General features: G+C 71.6%; 22 protein-coding genes. 11 read left to right on the top strand and 11 right to left on the bottom strand.

The features are described from left to right. Positions 1 to 128 precede the first annotated feature (128 nt). On the bottom strand, positions 129 to 1,637 hold the full coding sequence (pdxR, locus tag H4W31_RS40375; protein WP_192771398.1) for a MocR-like pyridoxine biosynthesis transcription factor PdxR: 1,509 nt from the start codon (positions 1,635 to 1,637) through the stop codon (positions 129 to 131). Between the two features lie 78 nt (positions 1,638 to 1,715). Between pdxR and H4W31_RS40370 the strand changes: the two genes are divergently transcribed. Then, entirely contained in the window at positions 1,716 to 2,327 is a 612-nt protein-coding gene (locus H4W31_RS40370) for a LysE family translocator (protein ID WP_192771397.1), read from the top strand. 107 nt (positions 2,328 to 2,434) lie between these two features. Here H4W31_RS40370 and qcrB read toward each other — a convergent pair whose 3' ends face one another. The 4 genes from qcrB to ctaE all read right to left on the bottom strand — a co-directional run bounded on the left by qcrB (position 2,435) and on the right by ctaE (position 6,662). Next, a complete protein-coding gene (qcrB, locus tag H4W31_RS40365) occupies positions 2,435 to 4,057 on the bottom strand; it encodes a cytochrome bc1 complex cytochrome b subunit (protein ID WP_192771396.1) in 1,623 nt (540 codons plus the stop codon). Then, the gene (qcrA, locus tag H4W31_RS40360; RefSeq protein WP_192771395.1) at positions 4,054 to 5,142 is read right to left on the bottom strand and encodes a cytochrome bc1 complex Rieske iron-sulfur subunit; all 1,089 of its coding nucleotides are present in this window, start codon (positions 5,140 to 5,142) and stop codon (positions 4,054 to 4,056) included. The genes qcrB and qcrA overlap by 4 nt, the downstream gene beginning before the upstream one ends. Next, a complete protein-coding gene (qcrC, locus tag H4W31_RS40355; RefSeq protein ID WP_192771394.1) occupies positions 5,139 to 5,987 on the bottom strand; it encodes a cytochrome bc1 complex diheme cytochrome c subunit in 849 nt (282 codons plus the stop codon). Before qcrC ends, qcrA begins: the two co-directional genes overlap by 4 nt. 75 nt (positions 5,988 to 6,062) lie before the next feature. After that, positions 6,063 to 6,662 (bottom strand): aa3-type cytochrome oxidase subunit III, encoded by a 600-nt coding sequence (ctaE, locus tag H4W31_RS40350; protein ID WP_192771393.1) that lies wholly within the window; start codon positions 6,660 to 6,662, stop codon positions 6,063 to 6,065. A 109-nt stretch (positions 6,663 to 6,771) separates the two neighbouring features. Here ctaE and H4W31_RS40345 point away from each other — a divergent pair, with 109 nt between their 5' ends. From H4W31_RS40345 to H4W31_RS40330, 4 genes are all read left to right on the top strand, one after another. Continuing rightward, entirely contained in the window at positions 6,772 to 7,725 is a 954-nt protein-coding gene (locus H4W31_RS40345) for a cytochrome c oxidase assembly protein (RefSeq protein WP_192771392.1), read from the top strand. A gap of 142 nt (positions 7,726 to 7,867) precedes the next feature. Then, complete coding sequence (locus H4W31_RS40340; RefSeq protein ID WP_192771391.1) at positions 7,868 to 8,278, top strand: response regulator; 411 nt, start codon at positions 7,868 to 7,870, stop codon at positions 8,276 to 8,278. A 51-nt stretch (positions 8,279 to 8,329) separates the two neighbouring features. Next, positions 8,330 to 9,388, top strand: a complete 1,059-nt coding sequence (gene trpD / locus H4W31_RS40335) for an anthranilate phosphoribosyltransferase (RefSeq protein ID WP_192771390.1) — start codon at positions 8,330 to 8,332, stop codon at positions 9,386 to 9,388. 195 nt (positions 9,389 to 9,583) lie between these two features. Further along, complete coding sequence (locus H4W31_RS40330) at positions 9,584 to 10,243, top strand: DUF4142 domain-containing protein (protein WP_192771389.1); 660 nt, start codon at positions 9,584 to 9,586, stop codon at positions 10,241 to 10,243. 76 nt (positions 10,244 to 10,319) lie between these two features. Here H4W31_RS40330 and H4W31_RS40325 read toward each other — a convergent pair whose 3' ends face one another. The 5 genes from H4W31_RS40325 to H4W31_RS40305 form a co-directional block, all read right to left on the bottom strand. Further along, positions 10,320 to 10,607 (bottom strand): Lrp/AsnC family transcriptional regulator, encoded by a 288-nt coding sequence (locus H4W31_RS40325; protein WP_192771388.1) that lies wholly within the window; start codon positions 10,605 to 10,607, stop codon positions 10,320 to 10,322. A 170-nt stretch (positions 10,608 to 10,777) separates the two neighbouring features. Then, a complete protein-coding gene (locus tag H4W31_RS40320; protein WP_192771387.1) occupies positions 10,778 to 11,770 on the bottom strand; it encodes a nucleotidyltransferase family protein in 993 nt (330 codons plus the stop codon). Continuing rightward, complete coding sequence (locus tag H4W31_RS40315) at positions 11,767 to 12,300, bottom strand: NUDIX hydrolase (protein ID WP_404825747.1); 534 nt, start codon at positions 12,298 to 12,300, stop codon at positions 11,767 to 11,769. Before H4W31_RS40315 ends, H4W31_RS40320 begins: the two co-directional genes overlap by 4 nt. Before the next feature lie 56 nt (positions 12,301 to 12,356). Next, positions 12,357 to 14,138 carry a RelA/SpoT family protein gene (locus tag H4W31_RS40310; RefSeq protein WP_192771385.1) on the bottom strand — a complete coding sequence of 594 codons (1,782 nt, stop codon included), beginning with the start codon at positions 14,136 to 14,138 and terminating at the stop codon, positions 12,357 to 12,359. 145 nt (positions 14,139 to 14,283) lie between these two features. Then, positions 14,284 to 16,059, bottom strand: coding sequence for a DEDD exonuclease domain-containing protein (locus H4W31_RS40305; protein ID WP_404825669.1), 1,776 nt, complete (start codon positions 16,057 to 16,059; stop codon positions 14,284 to 14,286). Positions 16,060 to 16,408: 349 nt separating this feature from the next. Between H4W31_RS40305 and H4W31_RS40300 the strand changes: the two genes are divergently transcribed. From H4W31_RS40300 to H4W31_RS40275, 6 genes are all read left to right on the top strand, one after another. After that, complete coding sequence (locus H4W31_RS40300; protein ID WP_192772774.1) at positions 16,409 to 17,953, top strand: NYN domain-containing protein; 1,545 nt, start codon at positions 16,409 to 16,411, stop codon at positions 17,951 to 17,953. A gap of 152 nt (positions 17,954 to 18,105) precedes the next feature. Next, the gene (locus tag H4W31_RS40295) at positions 18,106 to 18,345 is read left to right on the top strand and encodes a hypothetical protein (protein ID WP_192771383.1); all 240 of its coding nucleotides are present in this window, start codon (positions 18,106 to 18,108) and stop codon (positions 18,343 to 18,345) included. A gap of 133 nt (positions 18,346 to 18,478) precedes the next feature. Continuing rightward, positions 18,479 to 19,738, top strand: coding sequence for a M48 family metallopeptidase (locus H4W31_RS40290; protein WP_192771382.1), 1,260 nt, complete (start codon positions 18,479 to 18,481; stop codon positions 19,736 to 19,738). Continuing rightward, positions 19,735 to 20,859 carry a glycosyltransferase family 4 protein gene (locus H4W31_RS40285; protein ID WP_192771381.1) on the top strand — a complete coding sequence of 375 codons (1,125 nt, stop codon included), beginning with the start codon at positions 19,735 to 19,737 and terminating at the stop codon, positions 20,857 to 20,859. The genes H4W31_RS40290 and H4W31_RS40285 overlap by 4 nt, the downstream gene beginning before the upstream one ends. A gap of 102 nt (positions 20,860 to 20,961) precedes the next feature. Continuing rightward, positions 20,962 to 21,474 carry a TlpA family protein disulfide reductase gene (locus tag H4W31_RS40280; RefSeq protein ID WP_318783670.1) on the top strand — a complete coding sequence of 171 codons (513 nt, stop codon included), beginning with the start codon at positions 20,962 to 20,964 and terminating at the stop codon, positions 21,472 to 21,474. A gap of 64 nt (positions 21,475 to 21,538) precedes the next feature. Beyond that, positions 21,539 to 21,976 carry a DUF4395 domain-containing protein gene (locus H4W31_RS40275; RefSeq protein WP_225945926.1) on the top strand — a complete coding sequence of 146 codons (438 nt, stop codon included), beginning with the start codon at positions 21,539 to 21,541 and terminating at the stop codon, positions 21,974 to 21,976. 128 nt (positions 21,977 to 22,104) lie between these two features. Here H4W31_RS40275 and H4W31_RS40270 read toward each other — a convergent pair whose 3' ends face one another. Further along, the gene (locus H4W31_RS40270) at positions 22,105 to 22,773 is read right to left on the bottom strand and encodes a response regulator transcription factor (protein ID WP_130460771.1); all 669 of its coding nucleotides are present in this window, start codon (positions 22,771 to 22,773) and stop codon (positions 22,105 to 22,107) included. Between the last annotated feature and the right edge of the window lie 7 nt (positions 22,774 to 22,780).

Below are 22,780 nucleotides of genomic sequence, written 5' to 3'. Positions count from 1 at the left end.
TTCCGCCCCGGCGGCCGGGCGAGGGCCGCGATCGGCACGTTCGGTGCGGCGACGGCAGGCCCGGCGGTGGCAGGCCGGCGGTGGCAGGCCCGGCGATCTGGAGGCGCCCAGCCCGCCCAGCGGACGGCTCAGCGCCTCGAGGCGCCGAGCCCATGTAGTACCCGGCCGAGCGCCGCCAGGCCGTCCTCGATCTCGCTGGACGGGCTCGCGGCGTAGCCCAGGACGAGCCCCGGCCGGTACGGGCGTTGGCAGTGCCAGGACAGCGGCTGCACCTTCACCCCCTCGGCGAGGCAGGCCGCCGCGAGGTCGACGTCGGCGAGATCCCTGCCGAAAGTGACCATGAGGTGCAGGCCCGCGGCCGCGCCGTGCACCGCCGCACCGGGAAGATGGGTCCGGATGGCCCTGATCATCGTGTCGCGGCGGCGTACGTGACGTCGCCGCAGCAGCCGCAGGTGGCGTTCCAACGCACCCGAGGTCATCAGCTCGGCCAGCACCAGTTGGGGTAGCACGGCGCTGCCGAGATCGGCGTTCCGTTTCGCGGCCACCAGGGCGTCCCGGTACCGCGCCGGTGCGAGCAGCCAACCGACCCGCAGCGCGGGAGCGAGCAGCTTCGAGACGCTTCCGGTGTAGCAGACCTGTTCGGCCAGTACGGAGCGCAGGGCCGGCACGGGGGAGCGGTCGTACCGGTGTTCGGCGTCGTAGTCGTCCTCGACGATCAGCCCACCCGCCTCGGCCCACCGCATCAACCGGCGCCGGGGCTCACCACCGAGCACCACTCCGGTCGGGAACTGGTGTGCCGGGGTGAGCATGACCGCCGGGAGGCCACTGGCCGCCAGTGCGTCGACCCGCAGTCCGGCCGGACCGACCGGGATCGGCGGGGTGTCGAGTCCCCAGTTACGCAGGTGCTGCCGCGCACCGAGGGAGCCCGGGTCCTCCACCGCCATGCTGGTGATCCCGGCGTCCAGGAGTACCTGGGCGAGCAGTCCGATCCCCTGCGCGACCCCGGCGACGATGATGATCTCCGCCGGGTCCACCCTGATGCCCCGGTACCGGGCCAGCCAGCTGGCGGCGGCGAGCCGGAGGGTCGCCGTACCGCGCGGGTCGCCGTATCCGAGGTCGGCCGGGGCGAGGTTGTCGAGCACGGTCCGTTCGGCGCGCAGCCAGGCGGCCCGGGGGAAGGCGGCGAGGTCGGGCAGCCCGGGGGACAGGTCGATCCGGGCCGGTGCCGCGCGGAACGCGTCGAAGACGTCGTTGCCGGGTGGGGCGCTGAACAGCGTCACCGGTTCGGTGGTGGCGGTCTGCGCTGCGACCGGGGAGCCGACCTCGGCCGGTACCGGGCCGACGGCGGCGACCACGACCGTACCGGCCCGACCGCGTCCGACGACGTGGCCGTCCTCGATCAGGCGCTGGTACGCCTCGGTGACCAGGCCCCGGGACACGCCCAGGTCCTCGGCGAAGACCCGGCTGGCCGGCAACCTGCCCCCGAGCGGCAGACGGCCGTCCGATATCGCCAGCCGGAGTTGGTCGGCGAGCCACTCGGCCCGGCGCCCGGCCGGCGCGACGCCGATGTCCAGTTGCAGGAAGTCGGACGCGGAGGTTTTGGACCGGTCATCGGAACCGGGTTTGGCCCTACTCATCGGACCATTGTCTCGGCAGAGTGGAGTCCGACCGGGAACGACCCCGGAAGAGACCCAGCCCGGACCGGAGGAAGAACCGTGAGCATCGCATTCCTGGTGACCACGATCGTCGTGGTGGCCACGCCGGGCACCGGCGTCATCTACACCCTGTCGGCTGCCCTCACCCGGGGGACCAGGGCGAGCCTCGTCGCCGCCTTCGGCTGCACCCTCGGCATCGTTCCGCACATGGTGGCGACGATCACCGGGCTCGCAGCCCTGCTGCACACGAGCGCAGTGGCGTTCCAGGCACTGAAGTACCTTGGCGTGGCGTACCTGCTCTACCTGGCGTGGGCCACTCTGCGGGACTCCGAGGGCGTGGCGGTGACGACGGAGCGGGCGCCGCGCTCGGCGTTCCGGGTCGTCGTCTCCGGAGTCCTGGTCAACCTGCTGAATCCCAAGTTGACCATCTTCTTCCTCGCCTTCCTGCCGCAGTTCGTGGACGCCGGCCAGCCGGGCTCGGTACCGCGGATGCTGGGGTTGAGCGGCGTCTTCATGCTGGTCACCTTCGTCGTCTTCGCCGGGTACGGCATCTTCGCGGCCGCCGTACGCGACCACGTTGTCGGCCGGCCCCGGGTGATGGCCTGGCTCCGCCGGATCTTCGCCGGTTCGTTCGTGGGGCTCGGCGCCACGCTCGCCTTCGCCCAGCGCTGAGAGCCGCCGACCGGATCAGGTGACCGGGCGGAGAACCCCGCCGGAAACGACCGTGGCGCCCACCGGAGAAGTTCCGGCGGGCGCCACGGTCGTGGTGGTGCGAAGGGCTAGCGGCGCTCGCCGCTGCCGATCTCCTCGCGCTCGGCACGCGGCTCGACCGGCGGATGGCCGGGCGAGACCGGCGCGTCGACCGGCTTCTCGATCGGGTAGAAGAAGCCCTTGATGGCCGGGCCCAGTGCGCCGAGCCGGTTCATCTTCTTGGGTACCACCCAGCCGACGTACTCCAGCTCGCCGTGGCCGTGGTCGTCGGTCTGGCCGAGCGGCTGGTGTACCTCGACGAACTGCCCGTTCGGCAGCCGCCGGATGATGCCGGTCTCGACGCCGTGCGCCAGGACCTCCCGGTCGTGCTGCTGAAGCCCGAGGCAGATCCGGTAGGTGAAGTAGTACGCCAGCGGCGGTACGACGATCAGTCCGATCCGGCCCGCCCAGGTCATCGCGTTCAAGCTGATGAAGAACTTGTCCGCGATCACGTCGTTGGCGCCGGAGAGCGTCAGCACCAGATAGAACGACACCGCCATCGCGCCCAGGGCCGTACGGCCGGGGACGTCACGCGGGCGCTGGAGCAGGTTGTGCAGCTCCCGGTCCTTGTTCAGGCGTGCCTCGATGAACGGGTAGAACAGCGGCACCATGGTCAGGATGCCGGGCAGCACCACCGTGGGCCAGAACAGCGGCGGGACGACGTAACCGTTGCCGATCGGGATGTTGATTTCCCAGGGCGGCATCAGTCGGGTCGAACCGTCGAGGAACATCACGTACCAGTCGGGCTGGCTGGCCGCCGAGACCACGCCGGCCTCGTACGGCCCGAACAACCAGATCGGGTTGATCTGGACGAGCCCGCCGAGCAGCGCGATCACCCCGAAGACGATCATGAAGAAGCCGCCCTGCTTGAGCGCGTAGCGAGGGAACATCCGCTCGCCGACCACGTTCGAGTTGGTCCGGCCGGGGCCGGGCCACTGGGTGTGCTTCTGCTTGAAGACCAGACCGAGGTGCGCGGTGATCAGGCCGACCAGCAGGGCCGGGATCAGCAGTACGTGCGCGATGAAGAAGCGGCTGATGATGATCTCGCCCGGGAACTCCCCGGCGAAGATCGCCGTGGTGACCCAGGTGCCGATCACCGGGATGGAGAGCATGATCCCGGAGGCGATCCGCAGGCCGGTGCCGGACAGCCCGTCGTCCGGGAGCGAGTACCCGGTGAAGCCGGCCAGGAAGCCGACCCAGAAGAGCAGGTAGCCGATCATCCAGTTCAGCTCGCGCGGCTTGCGGAACGCTCCGGTGAAGAAGATCCGCATCATGTGCACGATGATCGCCGCCATGAACAGCAGCGCCGCCCAGTGATGCATCTGTCGCATCACCAGACCACCACGGACGTCGAACGAGATGTTCAGCGACGACTCGTACGCCGCCGACATGTGCGTGTCGCGCAGCGGGGCGTAGCTGCCGTTGTAGGTGACCTCGCGCAGCGACGGCTCGAAGAAGAGCGTCAGGTACACGCCGGTCAGCAGCAGTACGACGAACGAGAAGAGCGCGATCTCGCCCAGCAGGAACGACCAGTGGTCCGGGAAGACCTTGTTGAGCAGGGACCGCAGCGGGGTGTTCACCTGCAGCCGGTCGTCGACCTCCCGGGCCGCCTTGCCTGGCACCGCTGCCAGGTCAAACCTTCGACGCTTCATGGCCGCTCCCAGAAGTCGGGCCCGACGGTCTCGGTGAAGTCGGACTTTGCCGCGAAGAAGCCCTCTTCGACGGTCAGCGGCAGCTGGGGAAGCCGGCGGCTGGCGGGGCCGAAGATCGGGCGGGCGTTGTCGGTGATCAGGAACTGGGACTGGTGACAGGGGCAGAGCAGCCGGTTCGTCTGCTGCTCGTAGAGGCTGGCGGGGCAGCCGGCGTGCGTGCAGATCTTCGAGAAGGCGATGTAGTTGTTCCACATCGACTCCGGCTTGCCGTCCCGCTGGTTCGCCGCCCGCGCCTCGCTCGCGTCACCCTCCCGGAGGTGGATCAACAGAACGGGGGAGTCCGCGTGCTTGTTGGTGGCACCGCCCTCGATGCCGGGGAAGACGGTGATCTGCCCACCGGGGCTGACGTCCTCCGGGCGTACCGGGGTGCCGTCGTGGTGGGTCAGGTGGATCAGCTTGCCGTCCGTCGGGTGCCAACCGGTGGTGAAGTACTGGTTGTTCTTGTGCGGCTGTTCGATCAGCCCACCGACCAGCGGCGCGGCGGCGACCGCACCGATCGGGGCCAGACCGGCCAGCAGCGAGATGCCGAGCAGCGGACGACGCCGTACGCCCAGCTCGTCGGCCATGTAGACCAGCGTGTTACCGGTGATCTTGCGCTCTTCGTCGCTGGCCGGCTCGATGTGCCGGTCCTGGATCGACACCTCCTTCGGCAGCAACTTCTTGCCCCAGGCGAGGATGCCGAAGCCGACGCCGAGCAGGGCGAGACCGAGGGTCAGGCCGAGTACCGGGGTGTAGAACTTGCCGGCGCCGCTGCCCGGCTTGTACTCCCAGGGCCACCAGATGTACGCGACCACGAACGCGGTCGCGAACAGGCCGACCAGGAGGAAGATCCCGGTGAGGGTCCGGGTCAGCCGGCGCTCGGCCTTGGTGCCCGGCACCGGGAACTGCGCCTCGTAGTGGACGATCTCGATGTCGTCACGCCGGGCGCCCTCGCGGACGATGTCGAAGCGGGACACCTTCGGGTCGTCCACGTCGATCGACTGGCTGGCGCCTGCCTGCGTGTGTCCGTCGGTCCGGGTGCTCATGACTTCCCCGCAATCCAGAGCGCGGCGAAGATCAGCGCGACGATGCCGACCAGGAAGATCGCGATGCCCTCGGTGGCCGGACCGAGTCGGCCCAGGTTCAGTCCGCCCGGGTCGCGGTCCTCGGCCAGCGTCTGCTGGACGTACGCGATGACGTCGGCCTTCTGCTCGGGCCGCAGCTGGTTGTCACCGAAGACCGGCATGTTCTGCGGGCCGGTGAGCATCGCGGCGTAGATCTGCCGGTCGCTCGCCGACTTGATGTCCGGGGCGTACTTGCCGGACGAGAGCGCGCCGCCGCCGCCGCCGAAGGAGTGGCAGGAGGAGCAGTTGATCCGGAACAGCCGGCCGCCCTCGTCCACGTCGGCGCCCTCGTGCAGGTTCTTGCCGGAGGGGAGCTGCGGGCCGCCGCCCAGCTCCTGCACGTACTGGGAGAGCTGGGTGGTCTGGTCGTCGTTGAAGACCGGGGGCTTCGCCTCGGCCTGGGCCTCCTGCCGGGCCAGCGGCATCCGGCCGGTGCCCACCTGGAACTCCACCGAGGCGGCGCCGACGCCGATCAGGCTCGGGCCACGTCCCTCGACGCCCTGTGCGTTCCGGCCGTGGCAGCTCACGCAGCTCACGTCGAAGAGGGCCTTGCCCTCCTGCGCGGCCGAGGTGAGCTGCGGGGTGTCCTGCGCCTGAAGACCGGGAGCGGAAACGGTGTAGGCGCCGCCGGCCAGGATCAGTGCGGCCAGCAGCCGGACCGCGGCGCCCAGTCGCCGGCGGGTCTTGCCGCGCGGCGTCGACCGCGCGCGGCGCAGCCGCGAGAGCAGGCCGCCAGAGCGGTCGCCGCCGGGGGTGTCAGAAGTCATGGCCTGTGTCCTTAACGGTTTTCTCGACCTTGTCTCAGGGACGGGGCATCGGGGCGAAACGTGACAGCACCAAGATCACTGAAGCCAGTAGATCATGCCGTACAGGGCGATCCAGACCACATCGACGAAGTGCCAGTAGTACGACACGACGATCGCCGAGGTGGCCTGTGCGGGGGTGAACCGGCCCATGGTTGTCCGGATCATGAAGATGATGAAGGCGATGAGACCGCCGGTCACGTGCAACGCGTGGAAGCCGGTGGTCAGGTAGAACACCGAGCCGTAACCGTCAGCGTTGATCTTCACGCCCTCGTGCACCAGGTTGCGGTACTCGTTGAGCTGCCCGAGCACGAAGACCAGGCCCATCACGAACGTGATGGTGAACCAGCGACGCAGCGCGTGTACGTCCCCCCGCTCCGCGGCGAACACGCCGAGCTGGCAGGTCACCGACGACAGCACCAGGATCACCGTGAACGTCGTCGCGTACGGGATTTGGAGCACCTCGGTGTGCTTCTCCCACTGTTCGGGCGCTGCCGCCCGGATGGAGAAGTACATCGCGAACAACGCCGCGAAGAACATGAGTTCGCTCGAGAGCCACACGATCGTCCCGACGCTGACCATGTTGGGTCGGGTCAGCGAGTGGATCCGGCTCTTGTCAATGGCTGAGGCCGCAGTCACGCGGTCATTATTGCCCCTGATCGGCATCGGCCATCGTCGGGGTGGCCTAACTGCCTTGTCGGACGGGGTGACGTGCCCCGCCCGGTTCGTCTGGCCTAGCCTGAAAAACGTGCTGCACGTCGATCCCGGTTCCGCGTCCGCCGTGCCCCCGGCCCCGGACGTCCTCGCCGGTGGGGGCGCCGAGACGACGCCGTTCACCATCTCCACCATCTTCACCCACGCCACGCTGAACAGCTGGCTCGCCGTCGGGCTGGTGCTCGCCGCCGGGTGCTACCTCTACGGGGTGCACCGGCTGCGGGTCCGGGGCCACCACTGGCCGCCGCTGCGTACCGTGCTGTTCCTCGGGCCCGGTCTCGGTGGCATCGCCGCGGTGACCCTGACCGGGCTGGGCGCGTACGACACCACGCTGCTCTCGGTGCACATGGTGCAGCACATGGTGCTGTCCATGGTCGCGCCGATCTTCCTGGCCCTGGGTGCCCCGGTCACGCTGGCGCTGCGGACCCTCGGCAAGGCGCCTCGGCGGCGGTTGCTCGCAGTACTGCACAGCCGGGTGGTGAAGGTGGTCACCTTTCCGCTCTTCGCGTACGCGCTCTTCGTGGTCAACCCGTTCGTGTTGTATTTCTCCGGGATCTACCGCTGGACCCTGGAGAACCCGCTCGGCCACGAGCTGGTGCACGCGCACTTCATCCTCACCGGCTGCCTGTTCTTCTGGCCGCTGGTCGGGCTCGACCCGCTGCCGGGGCGCTGGCCGTACCCGGCCCGGGCCCTGCTGATGGTGCTCTCCGTGCCGTTCCACACCGTGCTCGGACTCACCGTCATGCAGAGCACCACGCTGTTCGGCGGCGACTGGTACCCGTCCCTGGCGCTGGGCTGGGCCGATCCGTGGAGCGACCAGAAGGCCGCGGGCGGCATCCTATGGGCCGGCGGAGAGTTCGTCAGCGTCACCATGCTGGGCGTACTGGTGGTCCAGTGGGTACGCCAGTCCGAGCGGGAGGCCCGCCGGGTGGACCGCGAGCTGGACCGTCAGGAGGCCCGGGAACGTGCCGCCGGTACCTCGGTGTAAGGCCGGGGTTCCCGCCGGCCGCCGACCGGGTCGACGTCCCGGGATCTGGTCGCCCCTTGCCCCGGGGCCGGGCGGGCCGGTCGGCTGCCGGACCGGACCGGTACGATCGGCGGGCAGCTACGAGGTGGGAGCCCAGCGACCGATGAGCGATCGTCTATACACCGTCCTGCTCTACAGCGACGACCCGGAGGTCCGGGACCGGATGCGGTCCGCGGTCGGCACCCGGCCGGCGGCCGATCTTCGCGTCGAGTTCGTCGACGCGGCCAGCTACGACGAGTGCATCCGGCTGGTCGACGAGTACGAGATCGACCTGTTGCTGCTCGACGGCGAGGCGACCCCGTCCGGTGGGCTCGGCATCGCCCGGCAGATCAAGGACGACCGGGACGACCCCCCGCCGACCTGCGTGGTGATCGCCCGGGCCGCGGACCGCTGGCTCGCGGCCTACGCACAGGTCGACGCCACGCTGGTGCATCCGCTCGACCCGGTGACCACCGGCCAGACCGTGGCCGGCCTGCTGCGTGCCCGCGCCAGCGGGGCCAGCGCGCTCTCCTAGGGCGTACCGGGAAACACACCGCCAACCACCCGCCCCGCCCGGGAGGCCCGCATGGGGGAACGGACCTGGCCCAACCTGCTCGCCGCGCTGTTGCGCGCCGAGGAGTTGTCCACCGCCGACACGGCGTGGGCGATGGGGGAGATCATGTCGGGGTCCGCGACCTCGGCCCAGATCGCCGGCTTCGCCATGGCCCTGCGGGCCAAGGGGGAGACCCCGGCGGAACTCGCCGGGCTGGTCGAGGCGATGCTCGGCCAGGCGACCCTGGTCGATCTGCCGCCCGCCCTGCGGGCCGGGGCGATCGACGTCGTCGGCACCGGCGGAGACCGGGCGCACACGGTCAACATCTCCACGATGACCGCGATGGTGGTGGCCGGAGCCGGCGTACGCGTCGTCAAGCACGGCAACCGGGCGTCCTCGTCCTCGTGCGGCGCCGCCGACCTGCTCGAATTCCTCGGTGTTCCGCTCGACCTCGGTCCGGTCGGGGTGGCCCGATGCGTTACCGAGGTGGGGATCGGGTTCTGCTTCGCCGCCCGGTTCCATCCCGGGATGCGGCACGCCGCGGTGGCCCGGCGGGAGATCGGGGTGCCGACCGCGTTCAACTTCCTCGGTCCGCTGACCAATCCGGCCCGCCCCGGTGCGGGCGCCGTCGGCTGCTTCGACACCCGGATGGCGGGGGTGGTGGCCGAGGTGTTCGCCCGACGCGGCGACTCGGTGCTGGTGATGCGGGGCGAGGACGGGCTCGACGAGTTCAGCACCGCCGCGCCGACCCGGCTGTGGATCGCCCACCAGGGAAAGGTCACCGAGACGGTGGCCGACGCGGCCGACCTCGGGGTGGCCCGGTCGGCACCCGGCGACCTGCGCGGTGGCGACGCCGCCTTCAACGCCGACGTGACCCACCGGCTGCTCGCCGGCGAGTCCGGCCCGGTCCGGGACGCCGTCCTGGTCAACGCGGCGGCGGCGTTGGCGGCCCAGGCGGGATTCGCGGGCGACCTGCTGTCGGCGATGCGGGCCGGCCTGCGGCGGGCGGCGGAGGCGATCGACTCCGGTGCCGCCGCCGGGACCCTGGAGCGCTGGATCGGCGTGGCCAAGGCCGCCAAGGTCGCCGAGTAGGTTCCGTACCCTCCCCGACCGACCTCGCCGACTGGGCCTACCCGCCGGGTCGACCGGCAAACCCGGGCGTTCGGCGTCGCGCGACACCCGACATGCGGAATCATGATGTACGAGGCCCATGTCGGCGCGATCGATCCGCGTGTCCGCCGGTCAACCGGGTACCCCCGAAGTTCAACGACGGAGGGGGGAACCAACATGTTGGTCGTCAAACGGTTGGGTGTGCTCGTCTCGATGGTGGTGCTCGGCCTCGCGCCGGCCGGGGCCGCGTACAGCGCCGCCGCGCCGTCGGCGACGCCGTCCGCGACGCCGTCCACCGCGCTGTCGGCGCAGGACAGGCAGTTCCTGCAGTCGATGCACCAGGTGAATCTCGCGGAGATCGCGACCGGTAACCTGGCGAAGCAGAAGGGGACGAGCCAGGAGGTCAAGGATCTCGGCGGGCGGTTCGTGACGGACCACACGCAACTGGACCAGAAGGTGCAGAGCGTGGCCTCGTCGGGGGCGTTGACCCTGCCGAACAAGGTGACCAGTGAGCAGCAGGCGGTTATCAACCAGCTGCAGAACGTCAATGGCGCCGACTTCGACACCCAGTGGATCACCGCCCAGTTGACCGCCCACACCCAGGCCATGCAGTTGGTGCAGGCGGAGTTGACCCAGGGCTCCGACCCGTCGGCCAAGCAGGTGGCGCAGCAGGCGGCGCCGGTGCTCCAGGCGCATCACAACGCGTTGGTGGCGGCGGCCCAGAGCCTGGGCGTGCCGATCCCGGGTGGTACCACCGTGGCGCCCAGCCCGGGCGTCAGCTCCGGAAGCCCGACGCGGAGCGGGACGCCGGTGACGCCCGGACCGACAATCAGCTAGCCCAGAGCCGTACGTCGGCGACGGAACAGGTCCTCCGGCAGTGCCGGGGGACCTGTCGGCGTACCGCCCCGACGCTTCAGTCCGCCTCGGGCAGGCCGATCGCGAACGCCTCCTCCAGGTCGTGCTGGGAGTACGCGCGGAAGGCGATGTGCGACTCGGTGCCGAGTACGCCGGGCACCTTCGAGATCCGTCCGGCGATCACCTCGGCGATCTGCTCGAACTCGCGTACCCGGATCACGGCGATCAGGTCGACGTGACCGGCGACGGAGTAGACCTCGCTGACCCCGGGCACGGCGGCCAGGGTCTCGGCCACCTCGGGGATCGAGTCAGTGGCGCAGTCGATCAGTACGATCGCGGTGATCACCGGAATACTCCTCTCGTCGACGTGCTCGCTGGCGCATCCCCGCGCCGGCGACCGCCGGTGGCGTGGATCGGTGCGGTGTTCTGACTGCCCGCCCATGCTAGATGTTGCCGAACCGGGGCACCCGCACGCGGGGGCGGGCCAGCCGCACCGGGGTGCCGGACCGCTGGCGGCTACCGGGCCGGTGCGGATCCGGCCAGCGCCGGAACGGTGATGCTGTCGCCGACGCGTATCACGTCGGTCAGCCGCTCCTGCGGGCGTACGACGCCGCCGGGCCAGACCACGCAGCGTTCGACCGTACCCCGCACGACGGCGCCCGCACCGATCACCGCGTTCCGGTGCTCGCCGCTCACCTCGGCGGTCGGGTCGACCAGGCTCTCGCCGGCAGCCGCGTGCAGGTTCGCCGCCAGGTAGTCGGCCGGGGTGCCGGTGTCGAGGTACGTCCCGGAGAAGTCGATCATCTCCAGCTCGCCGGCCGCCTCCGCGGGCCGCCAGACGGTGCGGGTCAGATCCGCCGGCCCGTCCGGCAGGTCCCGGATCCGGGACCACGGCAACAGCGAGAACCCGGTGAACCGGTGGCTGCCGAACTCGCCGGGCCGGGCCGGATCGGTGGCCGGCTGACCCAGCAGCCGTACGGTCCGGCCGTCCCAACCGGCGAGCAGTGCGGCGATGTCCGGGCCCGGTGACGTGGCGGGATCGGCCAGATAGGCGTCCGCGTTGCCGACCAGTACGGCTCGGCCGTCGATCCAGCCGCGCAGGTTCGCCAGCCCACCGGCCGTGCCGAGCGGGTCGCCGGGCTCGACCGAGAGCCACGCCCGGTCACCCACGTGCCGGACCACCTGGTCGCCCAGGTAGCAGGCGTTCACGGCCACGGTGGCCGGACCGGCGAAGCCGAGCGCCGCCACCCGGCCGAGTACCCGGTCCAGCAGCGGTACGTTCCCGACCGGACAGAGCGCCTTCGGCAGGTGCTCGGTGAGCGGGCGCAGCCGGCGACCCTCACCGGCGGCCAGTACGACGACACAGACGCCGGCCCGCCCCGTACCCGGGCCACCGCGCGGGGCCGGGCCACCGCGCGGGGCCGGGTCACCGCTCGGCGGGGTCGGGCCACGGCTCGGGGGCGGGCCACCGTTCGGCGGGGTCGGCGAGGCGGTGGCGGCCGGAGTCATGCCGGTGGTCGGGTACTGGTCGAGCCGGGCTCGGCGAGCGGCCCCATCCCGTAGTGGGCGAGCAGCCGGGCGGTGGCGGTACTCAGCCGGGGCAGGTCGTCCAGTGGATGCCAGGCGGCCTCGTACACCTCGGCACCGTCGACCACCAGTTCCGTGGTCGAGGCCGGAACCCGGGCTTCGAAGACCATGTCGACCCAGCCCTTGGCGTGTACGACGGCGTTCGGCACAGCGGGCTGGAGTTCCTCCAGCGGTAGGTCGATGCCGGTCTCCTCGTGCAGTTCGCGGGCGGCGCCGACGAGCGGTGCCTCACGGCGTTGCAGCAGACCGGCCGGAAGCGTCCAACCCTTTCCGGACGGTTGGCGCAGCAGCAGGAGCCGTCCGGGCTCCGCCGCCTCGGTGTCCCGGACCAGGGTGACCGCGCCGACGATGTACTTCGGCACGGCCAGCCGGACCAGTTGCCGGCGTACTCCGATGGGTAGGCGGTAGAAGACCTTGTAGCCGATGGCACGCGTCGGCGAGCGGCGGGCGATCACGCGACCAGGCTAGAGGTCGTACCGGTGCGCCTGGTGACCCGGGGCACAGCCAATCATTCCTGATGGTCGACCATGGCGATGAGCTGCTCGACCACCGCGTCCGGCTCGATCGTCCGGTCCACGACGGCGACCAGCAGGGTTTCCAGGTCGGGATAGCCCTGCTCCTCGGCCAACCGGCGCAGCGGCAGGTCACTGGCCAGCCCACGGTTGTGCTTGCGCAGCGTCAGCCCGATCGTGGCCCGGCCCAACCGGACCTTGTCGATTATCGAGATCGCCGGTTCCTGGTGCTCGGCGAAGAACCGGTGGATCTGCATCTGCGCGTGCGGTGACTTGACGAAGCCGAGCCACTCCCTGCGGGGCCCCGGCGGGGCGACCGCCAGGTCGAACTCGCTGTGCGCGTCGGTCTCACTGAAGATCTCGATCACGTCGCCCTCGTCCAGTTCAGACGAGAGCGGGGCCAGCCTGCCGTTGATCTTCGCGGCGAGGCAGTGGTCGCCCCGGTGCGGGCCCAGCTCGTACGCCAGGTCGACCGGTGTGGACCCGGCCGGGAGTACGACCTGCCGGCCCTCGGCGAAGACCTGGATCTGGGTCTCGGCGAGGTCGCAGCGCAGGGACTGGAGGAACTGCGCCGGATCGGTGGTGGTCCGTTCCCAGTTGAGCACCCGTTGCAGCCAGTCGAGCTGTTCGGCGCTGTTGGCGGAGTCGCTGACCGCCTTCGGATAGCGGAAGTCGGCGGCGATGCCGTACTCGGCGGCCCGGTCCATCGTCTTGGTCCGGATCAGCACCTCGACGGTGCGCTCGCCCGGCCCGATCACGGTGGTGTGCAGCGACCGGTAGAGGTTGTTCTTCGGCGCGGCGATGTAGTCCTTGAAACGCCCGGCAACCGGCCGCCAGAGCCCGTGGATCGAACCGAGCGCGGCGTAGCAGTCGGTGTCCGCCCCGTCCACCACGATGACGATCCGGGGCAGGTCGAACGGCATGTCCTGCTCCCGGGCGACGGTGTCCTTCCAGATCGAGTAGTAGTGCCGGGGCCGGGGCTTGACCGCCGCCACGATCTTGTCCCGCCGGAGCACCACCCGGGCCTGGCCCACCACGTCGTCGAGATAGCCGGCCCAGCCCGGACGGCTGCTGACGTGCTCGTCGATCCGGGCGTACGCGTCGGGCTCGAGGTGCCGCAGGACCACGTCGTCCAGGTCGCGCTTCAGGGCCTGGATGCCCAGCCGGTCGCAGAGCGGGACCAGCACCTCCTGGGTGGCTCGGGCGATCCGGGCCCGGGAGGCCAGCGAGCGGGCGTCCAGTGTGCGCATGTTGTGCAGCCGGTCCGCCAGCTTGATGATCAGCACCCGGACGTCCTTGCCGGCGGCGATGATCATCTTGCGGATCGTCTCGGCCTCGGCCGCCTTGCCGTAGAACGCCTTGTCGAACTTGGTCACCCCGTCCACCAGGTGCGCGACCTCGGCTCCGAAGTCGCCGGTCAGCGCCTGCAGGGTGTACCGGGTGTCCTCCACCGTGTCGTGCAGCAGCGCGGCGACCAGGGTGACCGTGTCCATGCCCAGCTCGGCGCAGATCTGCGCCACCGCGAGCGGATGGGTGATGTACGGCTCGCCGCTCTTGCGGAACTGCCCCCGGTGCATGCTCTCCGCGATGGCGTAGCTGCGGCGCAGAACGCCCACGTCGGCACTCGGATGGACGGCACGGTGGGCCCGGACCAGATGGGTGACCGGATCGTCCTCAGCGGACGGCCAGGAGAGCAGCGCGCGTAACCGCTTGCTCAGCGTGATCTCGGACGGTCGGGCGCTCCCCAGGGCGGCGCCGTGGCCGGCGTCGAGGTCCACGCGGAGACACCTCCTCACTCACCGCCCGTCTTCCGGTGTCCGCCGCCCGCCACCGCCGTGGTACCCGGCACGCGAACGCAAACCCCGAAATCGGGCAGGACTGCACTTCTCTAACAGCCTAAAGGAGCGGACGTCATCCGATCGGTCACTTGCTTATGTGCGTTCGGTCGGGAGTTGTCCTCGACGCCGCCGCCTCGGCCCGCTCCAGCAGGTCACGGAACCGGGCGGCACCCCTGGCCGGGGAGGCCCAACCGTCGGAAGTCTCGACCAACCGCGTGTCGGGCCGCTCCAACCAGGACAGGATGCGTTCGGACTCCTCGGCCGAGGCGCTTGGGACCGGACCGTGGCCGGGCAGCACCGTTTCGGCGGTGGCCCGGACCAGGTCGAGGACCGGGCGGGGCGGTACGCCGGGCGGGGCGGTGCCGGCCCCGGCGAGCCTGCCACGTCGGATGACCGCGATCTCCCAACCACCGTCGGCGGCCCGTCGGGCGGCGGCCAACTCCTCGATCCGGGTCAGCCCCATCAGTCGCTGCATCCGTACGGTGGCCCGGAGCACCGCCACCAGCCGGCCTCGGACCACCCCCGCCTCCTCGTACCGCTCCGCGCCGGCCAGCGCCTCGATCCGGGCCAGCAACGCATCGACCAGTACCTGCGGATCGTCCACCATGGCGGTCCGGACCGGGGTGACCGCCTGGCGTTCGTACTCGGAGACCGAGATCCGGTGCTCGCAGGGTGCCGGGCAGCGGCCCAGCTCGGCCAGCGCGCAGGCCAGGCTGGTGGTCCGGACCGAGAGCCGGGGCGTGCACTGGCGCAGCGGCACCGCGTCGTGCATGCCGGCCGCGGCGAGTTCCGCCGCCCGTCGGGAGCTGAACGGCCCCAGGTACGCCTCGTCGTCCGGCCCGAGCGCTCGGACCACCGACAACCGTGGATACGGCTCCGAGGTCAGCTTCAGCCACACCACCCGCTCCGGAAACTTGGACCGCCGGTTGTACGGCGGAGCGTGCGCCCCGATCAGCCGCAGCTCCCGTACCTCGGCCTCCAGGGTGTGCGCGCACTCCACCGCCTCCACCCGCTCGGCGGCGGCCAGCATCTCGGAGATCCGGGCCCGCTTCTCCGAGGCGGTGAAGTAGCTGCGTACCCGGGTGGCGATGTCGCCGGACGTGCCGACGTAGAGCGGCCGGTCGTCGGCGGCCCGGAAGATGTAGACCCCGGGCACCCGGGGCAGCCCCTCGGCGAGGTGCCGCTTACGCCGCTGGGTCGGGGTGACCGCCCGGGCGAACTCGATGGCGTCGCCCAGCGTCTCCACCCGGTGCCCGCCCAGCCGGGCGATCAACCCGTGCAGGACGTCGACGGTCGCCTTGGCGTCGTCCAGCGCCCGGTGGCTCGGCTGGTGCGGGGTACGGAAGTAGGCCGCCAGGGTGCCGAGCTTGCGGTTCGGCACCTCGTCGCGGGTGAGCACCCGGCGGGCCAGCGCGGCGGTGTCCAGCACCCGGGGGTTCGGCCAGGTGTAGCCGTGCCGCGCACAGGCCGCCTTGAGGAACCCGACGTCGTACGGGGCGTTGTGCGCGACCAGTACGGCGCCGTGCAGGAACTCCAGGACGCTCGGCAGCACCTGCTCGATCGGTGGCGCCGGAAGCAGCATCGCCTGGGTGATCCCGGTCAGCACCGTGATGAACGGTGGGATCGGCTCGCCGGGGTTGACCAGAGTGGCCAGCACCCCCAGCTCCTCGCCACCGCGTACCTTGACCGCGCCGACCTCGGTGATCCCGCCGCCGTCCGGAGCGCCTCCGGTGGTCTCCAGGTCGAGCACCACGAAGGTGGTCTGACTCAGCGCCAGCGCGTCGGTCGGCCAGCCGTCCGGCAGGGACTCGCCGGCCGGAAGGCCGTCCAGCGTGCCCTGGACATATTTAGGTTGGACCACGGCGGCCAGGTTAGATGCCCTGTACGACACTTCCGTCTCGTCCGTCCCGGTTAGCAGGGCGCGACGAGCCGAGATCATCTGAGGTGTTCGGCAATCCGTAGGGTGTCGGTGGGAGACTGGCGACATGCCGCGCGCCGAACCGTCCGACCACCGCCTTCCCGACGGGGCGGCGGAGACCACGCGCGCCGGAAGCGGCGGCAGCACAGCGTGGGACGCGGCTCCCGGTACCTCCGAATTCGGACTTCCGGCCGAGGACGAACCGGACGGGACGCCCGCCTTCGGCGGCGGGCCGGACCTGCCGGCGCCCGCCGACGACCAGGGCGTCCCGGCCGCCGAAGACGAGGGCGACCTGCCCCTGCCGGTCCATCCTGACGCCGGTCCCGACGACGCCGGCTTCAACGACGCCGGCTCCAACGGTGCCGGTCCCGATGATGCCGCTTCCGAGCACCCCGGTTCTGCCGACGCCGGCTCCGATGATCCCGCTTCCGAGCACCCGGGTTCCGACGAGGCCGGTTCCGATGATCCCGCTTCCGAGCACCCGGGTTCCGACGAGGCCGGTTCCGATGATCGCGGTTCCGGCGAGCCCGTTGATCGCGAGCCGGAGCCGACGCTGCCCGAACCGGTACGGCAGCGGATCGTCAGCCTCGCCGCCGCCGCGTTGCCGACGCTGCCCGGCGACGAACTGCCGGCGCCGCTGCGCCGGGTCGCCAAGTTCGCGCCCAACCGGCGGGCCCGGCTCGGCGGGGCGCCGATCGCGACCCAGCTCGCGGCCGACCCGCTGTTCCGGCAGCGGGTGGCCAGTCGGGTGCTGACGGAGGCCGGCGAACTCGGCTCGGCGGTCGTCTCCGGCGGCAGCCCCGCCGCCGCCGATCCGGTGGAGGTCGCGGCCCTGGCCTACCTCACCCGCCCGGCGGGCTGGCGCGCACTGGTCGAGAACGCCGGTGCGGTGGTCCGGGCCGAGGTCGACAGCGCGGTCGTCGCCGAACTGGTCCGCGAGGCCGAACAGCGTGCCACCCGGGCCGAGCACGACCGCGCGGTGGCCAAGGTGGAGGCCGACAAGCTGCGGGACGAGGTGGCCCGGCTCCGGGAGGAACTCGGTCAGTTGCGCGAGGAGAGCCGGGTGCTGGGCCGGTCGCTGCGGGAAACCCAGGCCCGGGAGCGCCGGGCGGCCGAACTGCTGGCGACCGAGAAGGGCCGGGCCGGTCGGGCGGCGGCCGACCACGAGGCGGAACTGCGTCGGGTACGGGCCCGGCTGGCCGAGGCCGAGGCGACCGCCGGTGCTGTCCGACAGACCGCCAAGGAGGCGCGCTCGGTCGACGACGCCCGGCTGTGGCTGCTGCTGGAGACGATCGGTCGGGCGGCCGTGGGGCTCCGCCGGGAGCTGGCCCTGGACCCGGCCGACCGGCTTCCGGCCGACTACGTCGCCGACGCCTTCGCCGAGCGCCCGGCCACCGCGAACTCGGCGCGCGCCCTGGACGCCGACGACCCGGTCCGGCTCGACGAGCTGTTGGCGCTGCCCCGGGCACATCTCGTGGTGGACGGCTACAACGTCACGAAGCGTGGCTTCGGCGACATGTCCCTGGAGCAGCAGCGCAAGCGGCTGATCACCGGGCTGGGCGGTATCGCGGCGCAGACGGGTGCCGAGGTCACCGTCGTCTTCGACGGGGCCGAGCGGATGCACGGCCTGCCACCGGCGCCGCGCGGCGTACGGGTGCTCTTCTCCCGCAAGGGGGAGACGGCCGACGACCTGATCCGACGGCTCGTCCGGGCCGAGCCGCCCGGGCGCCCGATCGTGGTCGTCTCGTCGGACCGCGAGGTCGCCGACGGGGTACGCCGGCACGGCGCCTACCCACTCGGCGCAGACTCGCTGCTCCGCCGCCTCGCCCGCTCCTGAGATGTAAGGAAGGGCCCCTTCTTATCGTTTTCTGTAGAAGAAGGGCCCCCTCCTCACGCGTTATCGGTTTTGTCGTACCCGTGACCTAGCGTCGATGTCACCGACGGTGGCCGGGTCACGACAATCCCGGAACCGCCTCTGAAGGAGGGTCGATGCTCATCGACTGCGACAGTTGCACCGTTCGGGGTGTGGCCTGTTCCGGGTGCCTGGTGAGTGCCCTGTTGGACCAGCCAGCCGCGCAGGCCGCACTCACCGCCGCCGAGCAGCACGCGATCGAGGTGTTCAGCCGGGCCGGCTTCGACGTGGAGGTGCTGGCCGGGCCCGAGCCGACCGCGACGCCGGTGCGGCTGGCCCCACGGCCCCGGTCCCGGCGTCGCCGGCACGTCGCCTGACCAGGCTCCTCCCGCCCGGCCGGGGATAGATCTCCCGGCCGACCCGTCCGGCGGTGCACCGGCATAGGATTGGCCGCGCGAAAGAGCCGGCGAAGGGGCGGAGCGGGATGACCGAGCGACAGCGCGTCGCCGCATGACGCCGCGTGCCTGGGCGGGCCTGACCCTCGGCGCCCTCGTCCTCCTGCTGATCGTCGTCACCGCCCTGCTGGTGCCGTGGCACCGGCCGCCAGCGCCCCGGGCGGACCAGTTGGCCGCCCTCGACGAGCTGCGGCCCGCGGACGTGGAGCGGGGGCGTGCCTTCAAGTCCGCCCTCCGGCCGGGCAGTTACGGCGCGATGGCAGTCGGGCTGCTCATCGCCCTGCTGCTCGGCCTGACTCCGCTCGGCGCGAAGCTGGTCGGCCTGGTCGGTCGCCCGTTCGGGGACAACTGGATCGCCCAGGCGGTGCTCGGCGGGCTGGCCGTGGTGTTGGTGGCGGACCTGCTGACCCTGCCCTTCGCCGCCTGGCGACACTCGGTGGTGGCCCGTTACGGGCTCTCCACCCAGGGCTGGGGCGGATGGACGATCGACCTGCTCAAGTCGTACGCGGTCAGTGCCGTGATCGGCGCGGTGGCCCTGCTGGGGTTCTACACCGTGATCCGGCTGGCGCCGCGCTGGTGGTGGGCGGTTGGGGCGGGCGGCGCGGCGGTGCTGGTCACGCTCCTGTCGTTCGTGCTGCCCGTGCTGGTCGAGCCGATCTTCAACCGGTTCACCCCGATGGAGCCGGGGGCACTGCGTACCGAGCTGATGGCGCTCGCCGAGCGGGACGACGTACCGGTCAAGGATGTGCTGGTCGCCGACGCGTCCCGGCGTACCCGGGCGGTCAACGCGTACGTCTCCGGGTTCGGCCCGACCCGGCGGATCGTCGTCTACGACACCCTGCTGCGCGAGGCGCCGCCGGCCGAGGTGGCCAGCGTGGTCGCGCACGAGTTGGGGCATGCGAAGGACCGGGACGTGGTGGCCGGCACCCTGACCGGCGCCCTGGGTGCCGCCGCGGCGGTGGTGGCGCTCTACCTGCTCGGCTCGTGGGGTGGGCTGCTCCGGGCCGCGGGTGTCGACTCGGTGGCCGAGCCGAGGGCGTTTCCGCTGCTGATAGCCCTGGTGACCGTGGCCGGGCTGGTCGCCGCGCCGGCCCAGGCGTGGGTGTCCCGGCAGGTCGAGGCCCGGGCGGACGCCCACGCGCTGGCCCTCACCGGTGACCCGACCGCCTTCGAGGCGATGCAGCGCCGGCTCTCCAGCGTCAACCTCGCCGACCCGGACCCGCCGCGTTGGGAGTACCTCTACTCGGCCAGCCACCCCTCCACGGTGGAACGGATGGCGGCGGCCCGTGCCTACGCCCGAGGAGCCGGCGGTTGACCAGGACACTGCTCGTCACCAACGATTTTCCCCCGCGTCCCGGCGGGATCCAGTCCTTCGTGCACGGCCTCGCGGTGCGGCAGCCCCCGGGTTCGCTCGTCGTCTACGCCTCGACCTGGCGCGGTGCCGACAAGTTCGATGCCGACCAGCCGTTCGAGGTGGTGCGGGAACCGACCAAGGTGCTGCTGCCCACCCGGCACGTCGCGCGTCGGGCCGCCGAACTCGCCCGCGCGTACGACTGCGACACCGTCTGGTTCGGTGCCGCCGCGCCGCTCGGCCTGCTCGCCGGAGGGCTGCGTCGCCGGGCCGGGATCCGGCGGGCGGTGGCCCAGACCCACGGTCACGAGGTCGGCTGGGCGGCGCTGCCCGGTGCCCGGTCGGCGCTGCGCCGGATCGGCGACGACGTGGACGTGACGACCTACCTGGGGGAGTACACCCGGGTACGGCTGGACCGGGTGCTGCGGGGCCGTACCGAACTCCGCCGGTTGGCGCCCGGGGTGGACGTCGACGTCTACCACCCGGAGGTCGACGGTGCGCAGGTCCGGGCCCGACACGGCCTCGTCGACCGACCCGTGGTGGTCTGCGTGTCCCGGCTGGTACCGCGCAAGGGCCAGGACGCCCTGATCCGGGCGCTACCGGAGATTCGTCGTCGGGTGCCCGGCGCGGCACTGCTGGTGGTGGGCGGCGGGCCGTACCGGGGCACGTTGGAGAAGCTGGCCCGGCGGGTCGGCGTCGAGGCCGACGTGGTGTTCACCGGGTCGGTGCCGACCGCCGAGCTGCCGGCGCACTACGCGGCCGGTGACGTCTACGCGATGCCGTGCCGGACCCGCAACCGTGGGCTGGACGTCGAAGGGCTCGGCATCGTCTACCTGGAGGCGTCGGCGACCGGGTTGCCGGTGGTGGCCGGGAACTCCGGCGGCGCCCCGGACGCGGTACGGGAGGGCGAGACCGGGCACGTGGTCGACGGGCGGGACGGGCGTCAGCTCGCCGACCGGGTCGCCACCCTGCTCGCCGACCCCGAGCTGGCCCGCCGGATGGGTGCCGCCGGTCGCGCCTGGGTGGAGCGCGAATGGCGCTGGGAGAACCAGGCGGACCGGATGACGGAGCTGCTGACCGGCTGACCCGGACGGCGGAACCGACAGGTGTGCCGGCGCGACCCGGGCGGGTCGTGATGGGAACAAACAGAGCTGGCTATCGATGGTTCACCGTGGCACGCTGATCACGTGCGGGACTCCGTGCTTCCCGGGCTGCTGGCGGTGACGAGCGTACTGGTGCTCACCACCGGCGTCGGGCTGTGGCGGCGTCGGCGGGACGGCGTGCTGCGGCCGGTCGCACCCGTACGGAGCCTCGGCGTGAGGGGGGACCCGGGCCTGCGGGTGAGTCCGGGGCCACCGGTGCAGCCGGGGCTGCTGGTCAGTCCGAGCCTGCTGGTGACGCTCGGCGTCGAGCCCGGTGTTCCCGTCACGCTGTTGCAGTTCTCCTCGGAGTTCTGCGCACCCTGCCGGGCGACCCGTCGGGTGCTCGCCGAGGTCGCCGGGACGCTCCCCGGGGTACGACACGTGGAGGTCGACGCGGCGAGCCAGCCGACCGGGGTCAGGGCGCTGAGCATCTGGCGTACGCCCACGGTGCTGGTGGTCGACGCCGCTGGCCGGGTACTGCACCGTGCCTGCGGCGTACCGGTCAGCACCGAGGTCGTCGCCGCCGTGGCGCCCCTGCTTCCCGGGTCGCCACCATGATCCGCCAGATCGTCACCCGCCTGAGCCGAACCGGGCACCGCCCCTGCTGACCGAGGTGACTGTGATGCTGGACCCTCGTGGACCGCGCTTCGCCGCGGGTCTCACCGCACTCGTCGTTGTCGTCGTGATGATCACCGGCTCGGGCTGGTTGGCGCTCGCCCAGGCACTGGTGTTCGGCATCACCGCGATCGATCCACGCCGGGGCCCGTACGCCTGGCTGTTCCGGGCCCTCGTCGCGCCCCGACTGGGTCGACCGGCCGAGTTGGAGCCGGTGGCACCGGTCCGGTTCACCCAGGTGGTCGGGTTCGTCTTCCTCATCGGCTGCGCCGCCGGCTATCTGGCCGGGCTGCCGGTCCTGGGTCTGGTCATGGCCAGCCTGGCTCTCGCCGCCGCGTTCCTCAACGCCGCCTTCGGGCTCTGCCTGGGCTGCGAGGCGTACCTGTTGTTCCGGCGGCTGACCGGGCGGGCGATTCCGGCCCGGGTGCCCAATCCGGCCCCCTGACCGGGGACCCGAAGCCGGGGAGTACACGGCCGCCGCCCGGCCAGCGGGGGCCGGGCGGCGGTCACGTGGTCAGCTCGGAACGTCGGTGCCGGGCAGAGCTTTGGTACGGGTCAGAACTTTGGTGCAGGTCAGAACTTCGGTGCGTCCGGTGCCTCGAGGAGGCCGAGCCGGAGCGCGGTCATCAACGCCTGGGCCCGGTTGGCCGCGCCCAGCTTCTCGTAGAGCTTGGAGATGTGCGTCTTCGCCGTCGACTCGCTGACGAACAGCTGCTTGGCGATGCCGGCGACGCTCATTCCGTCGGCCAGCAGGCGCAGCACCTGCCCCTCCCGGGGCGACAGTTGCGGGCCGGACGGAGCCAGCCGACGCTTCATCGCCTCGGCGAGATCGGCCGCGGTGAACGCACTCGGCGAGGAGGCGGCGTGCCGGGCGGCGGCCACCACCTCGTCGGCGGGAGCGGTCTTCGGTACGAAGGCACTCGCGCCGGCCTCGAGGGCACCGAAAAGCTGGTCGTCACCCGCGTACATGGTGAGGACCACGATTCCCATCGTGGCGCTGGACTTGCGGAGGGCTCGGGTAGCTTCGAGCCCGCTGCCGTCGGGAAGGCGGAGATCCATGATTACGACATCGGGCTGTAGGGCGCCCGCCTGTCGGACCCCCTCCGCGGCGGTGGCGGCCTCGCCGACGACCTCGAACTGCCGGTCCCGCTCAAAGGCGTGCCGCAGGCCCTTGCGGATCAGGTCATGATCGTCGACGAGCAGAACCTTGGTCCGAGTGGTCGGCGTGGGGCTGGTGGTCATGCTCGGG

This window comes from Plantactinospora soyae (assembly GCF_014874095.1).
GTDB lineage: Bacteria > Actinomycetota > Actinomycetes > Mycobacteriales > Micromonosporaceae > Plantactinospora > Plantactinospora soyae.
This window is presented reverse-complemented; position numbering and strand designations above follow the sequence as displayed.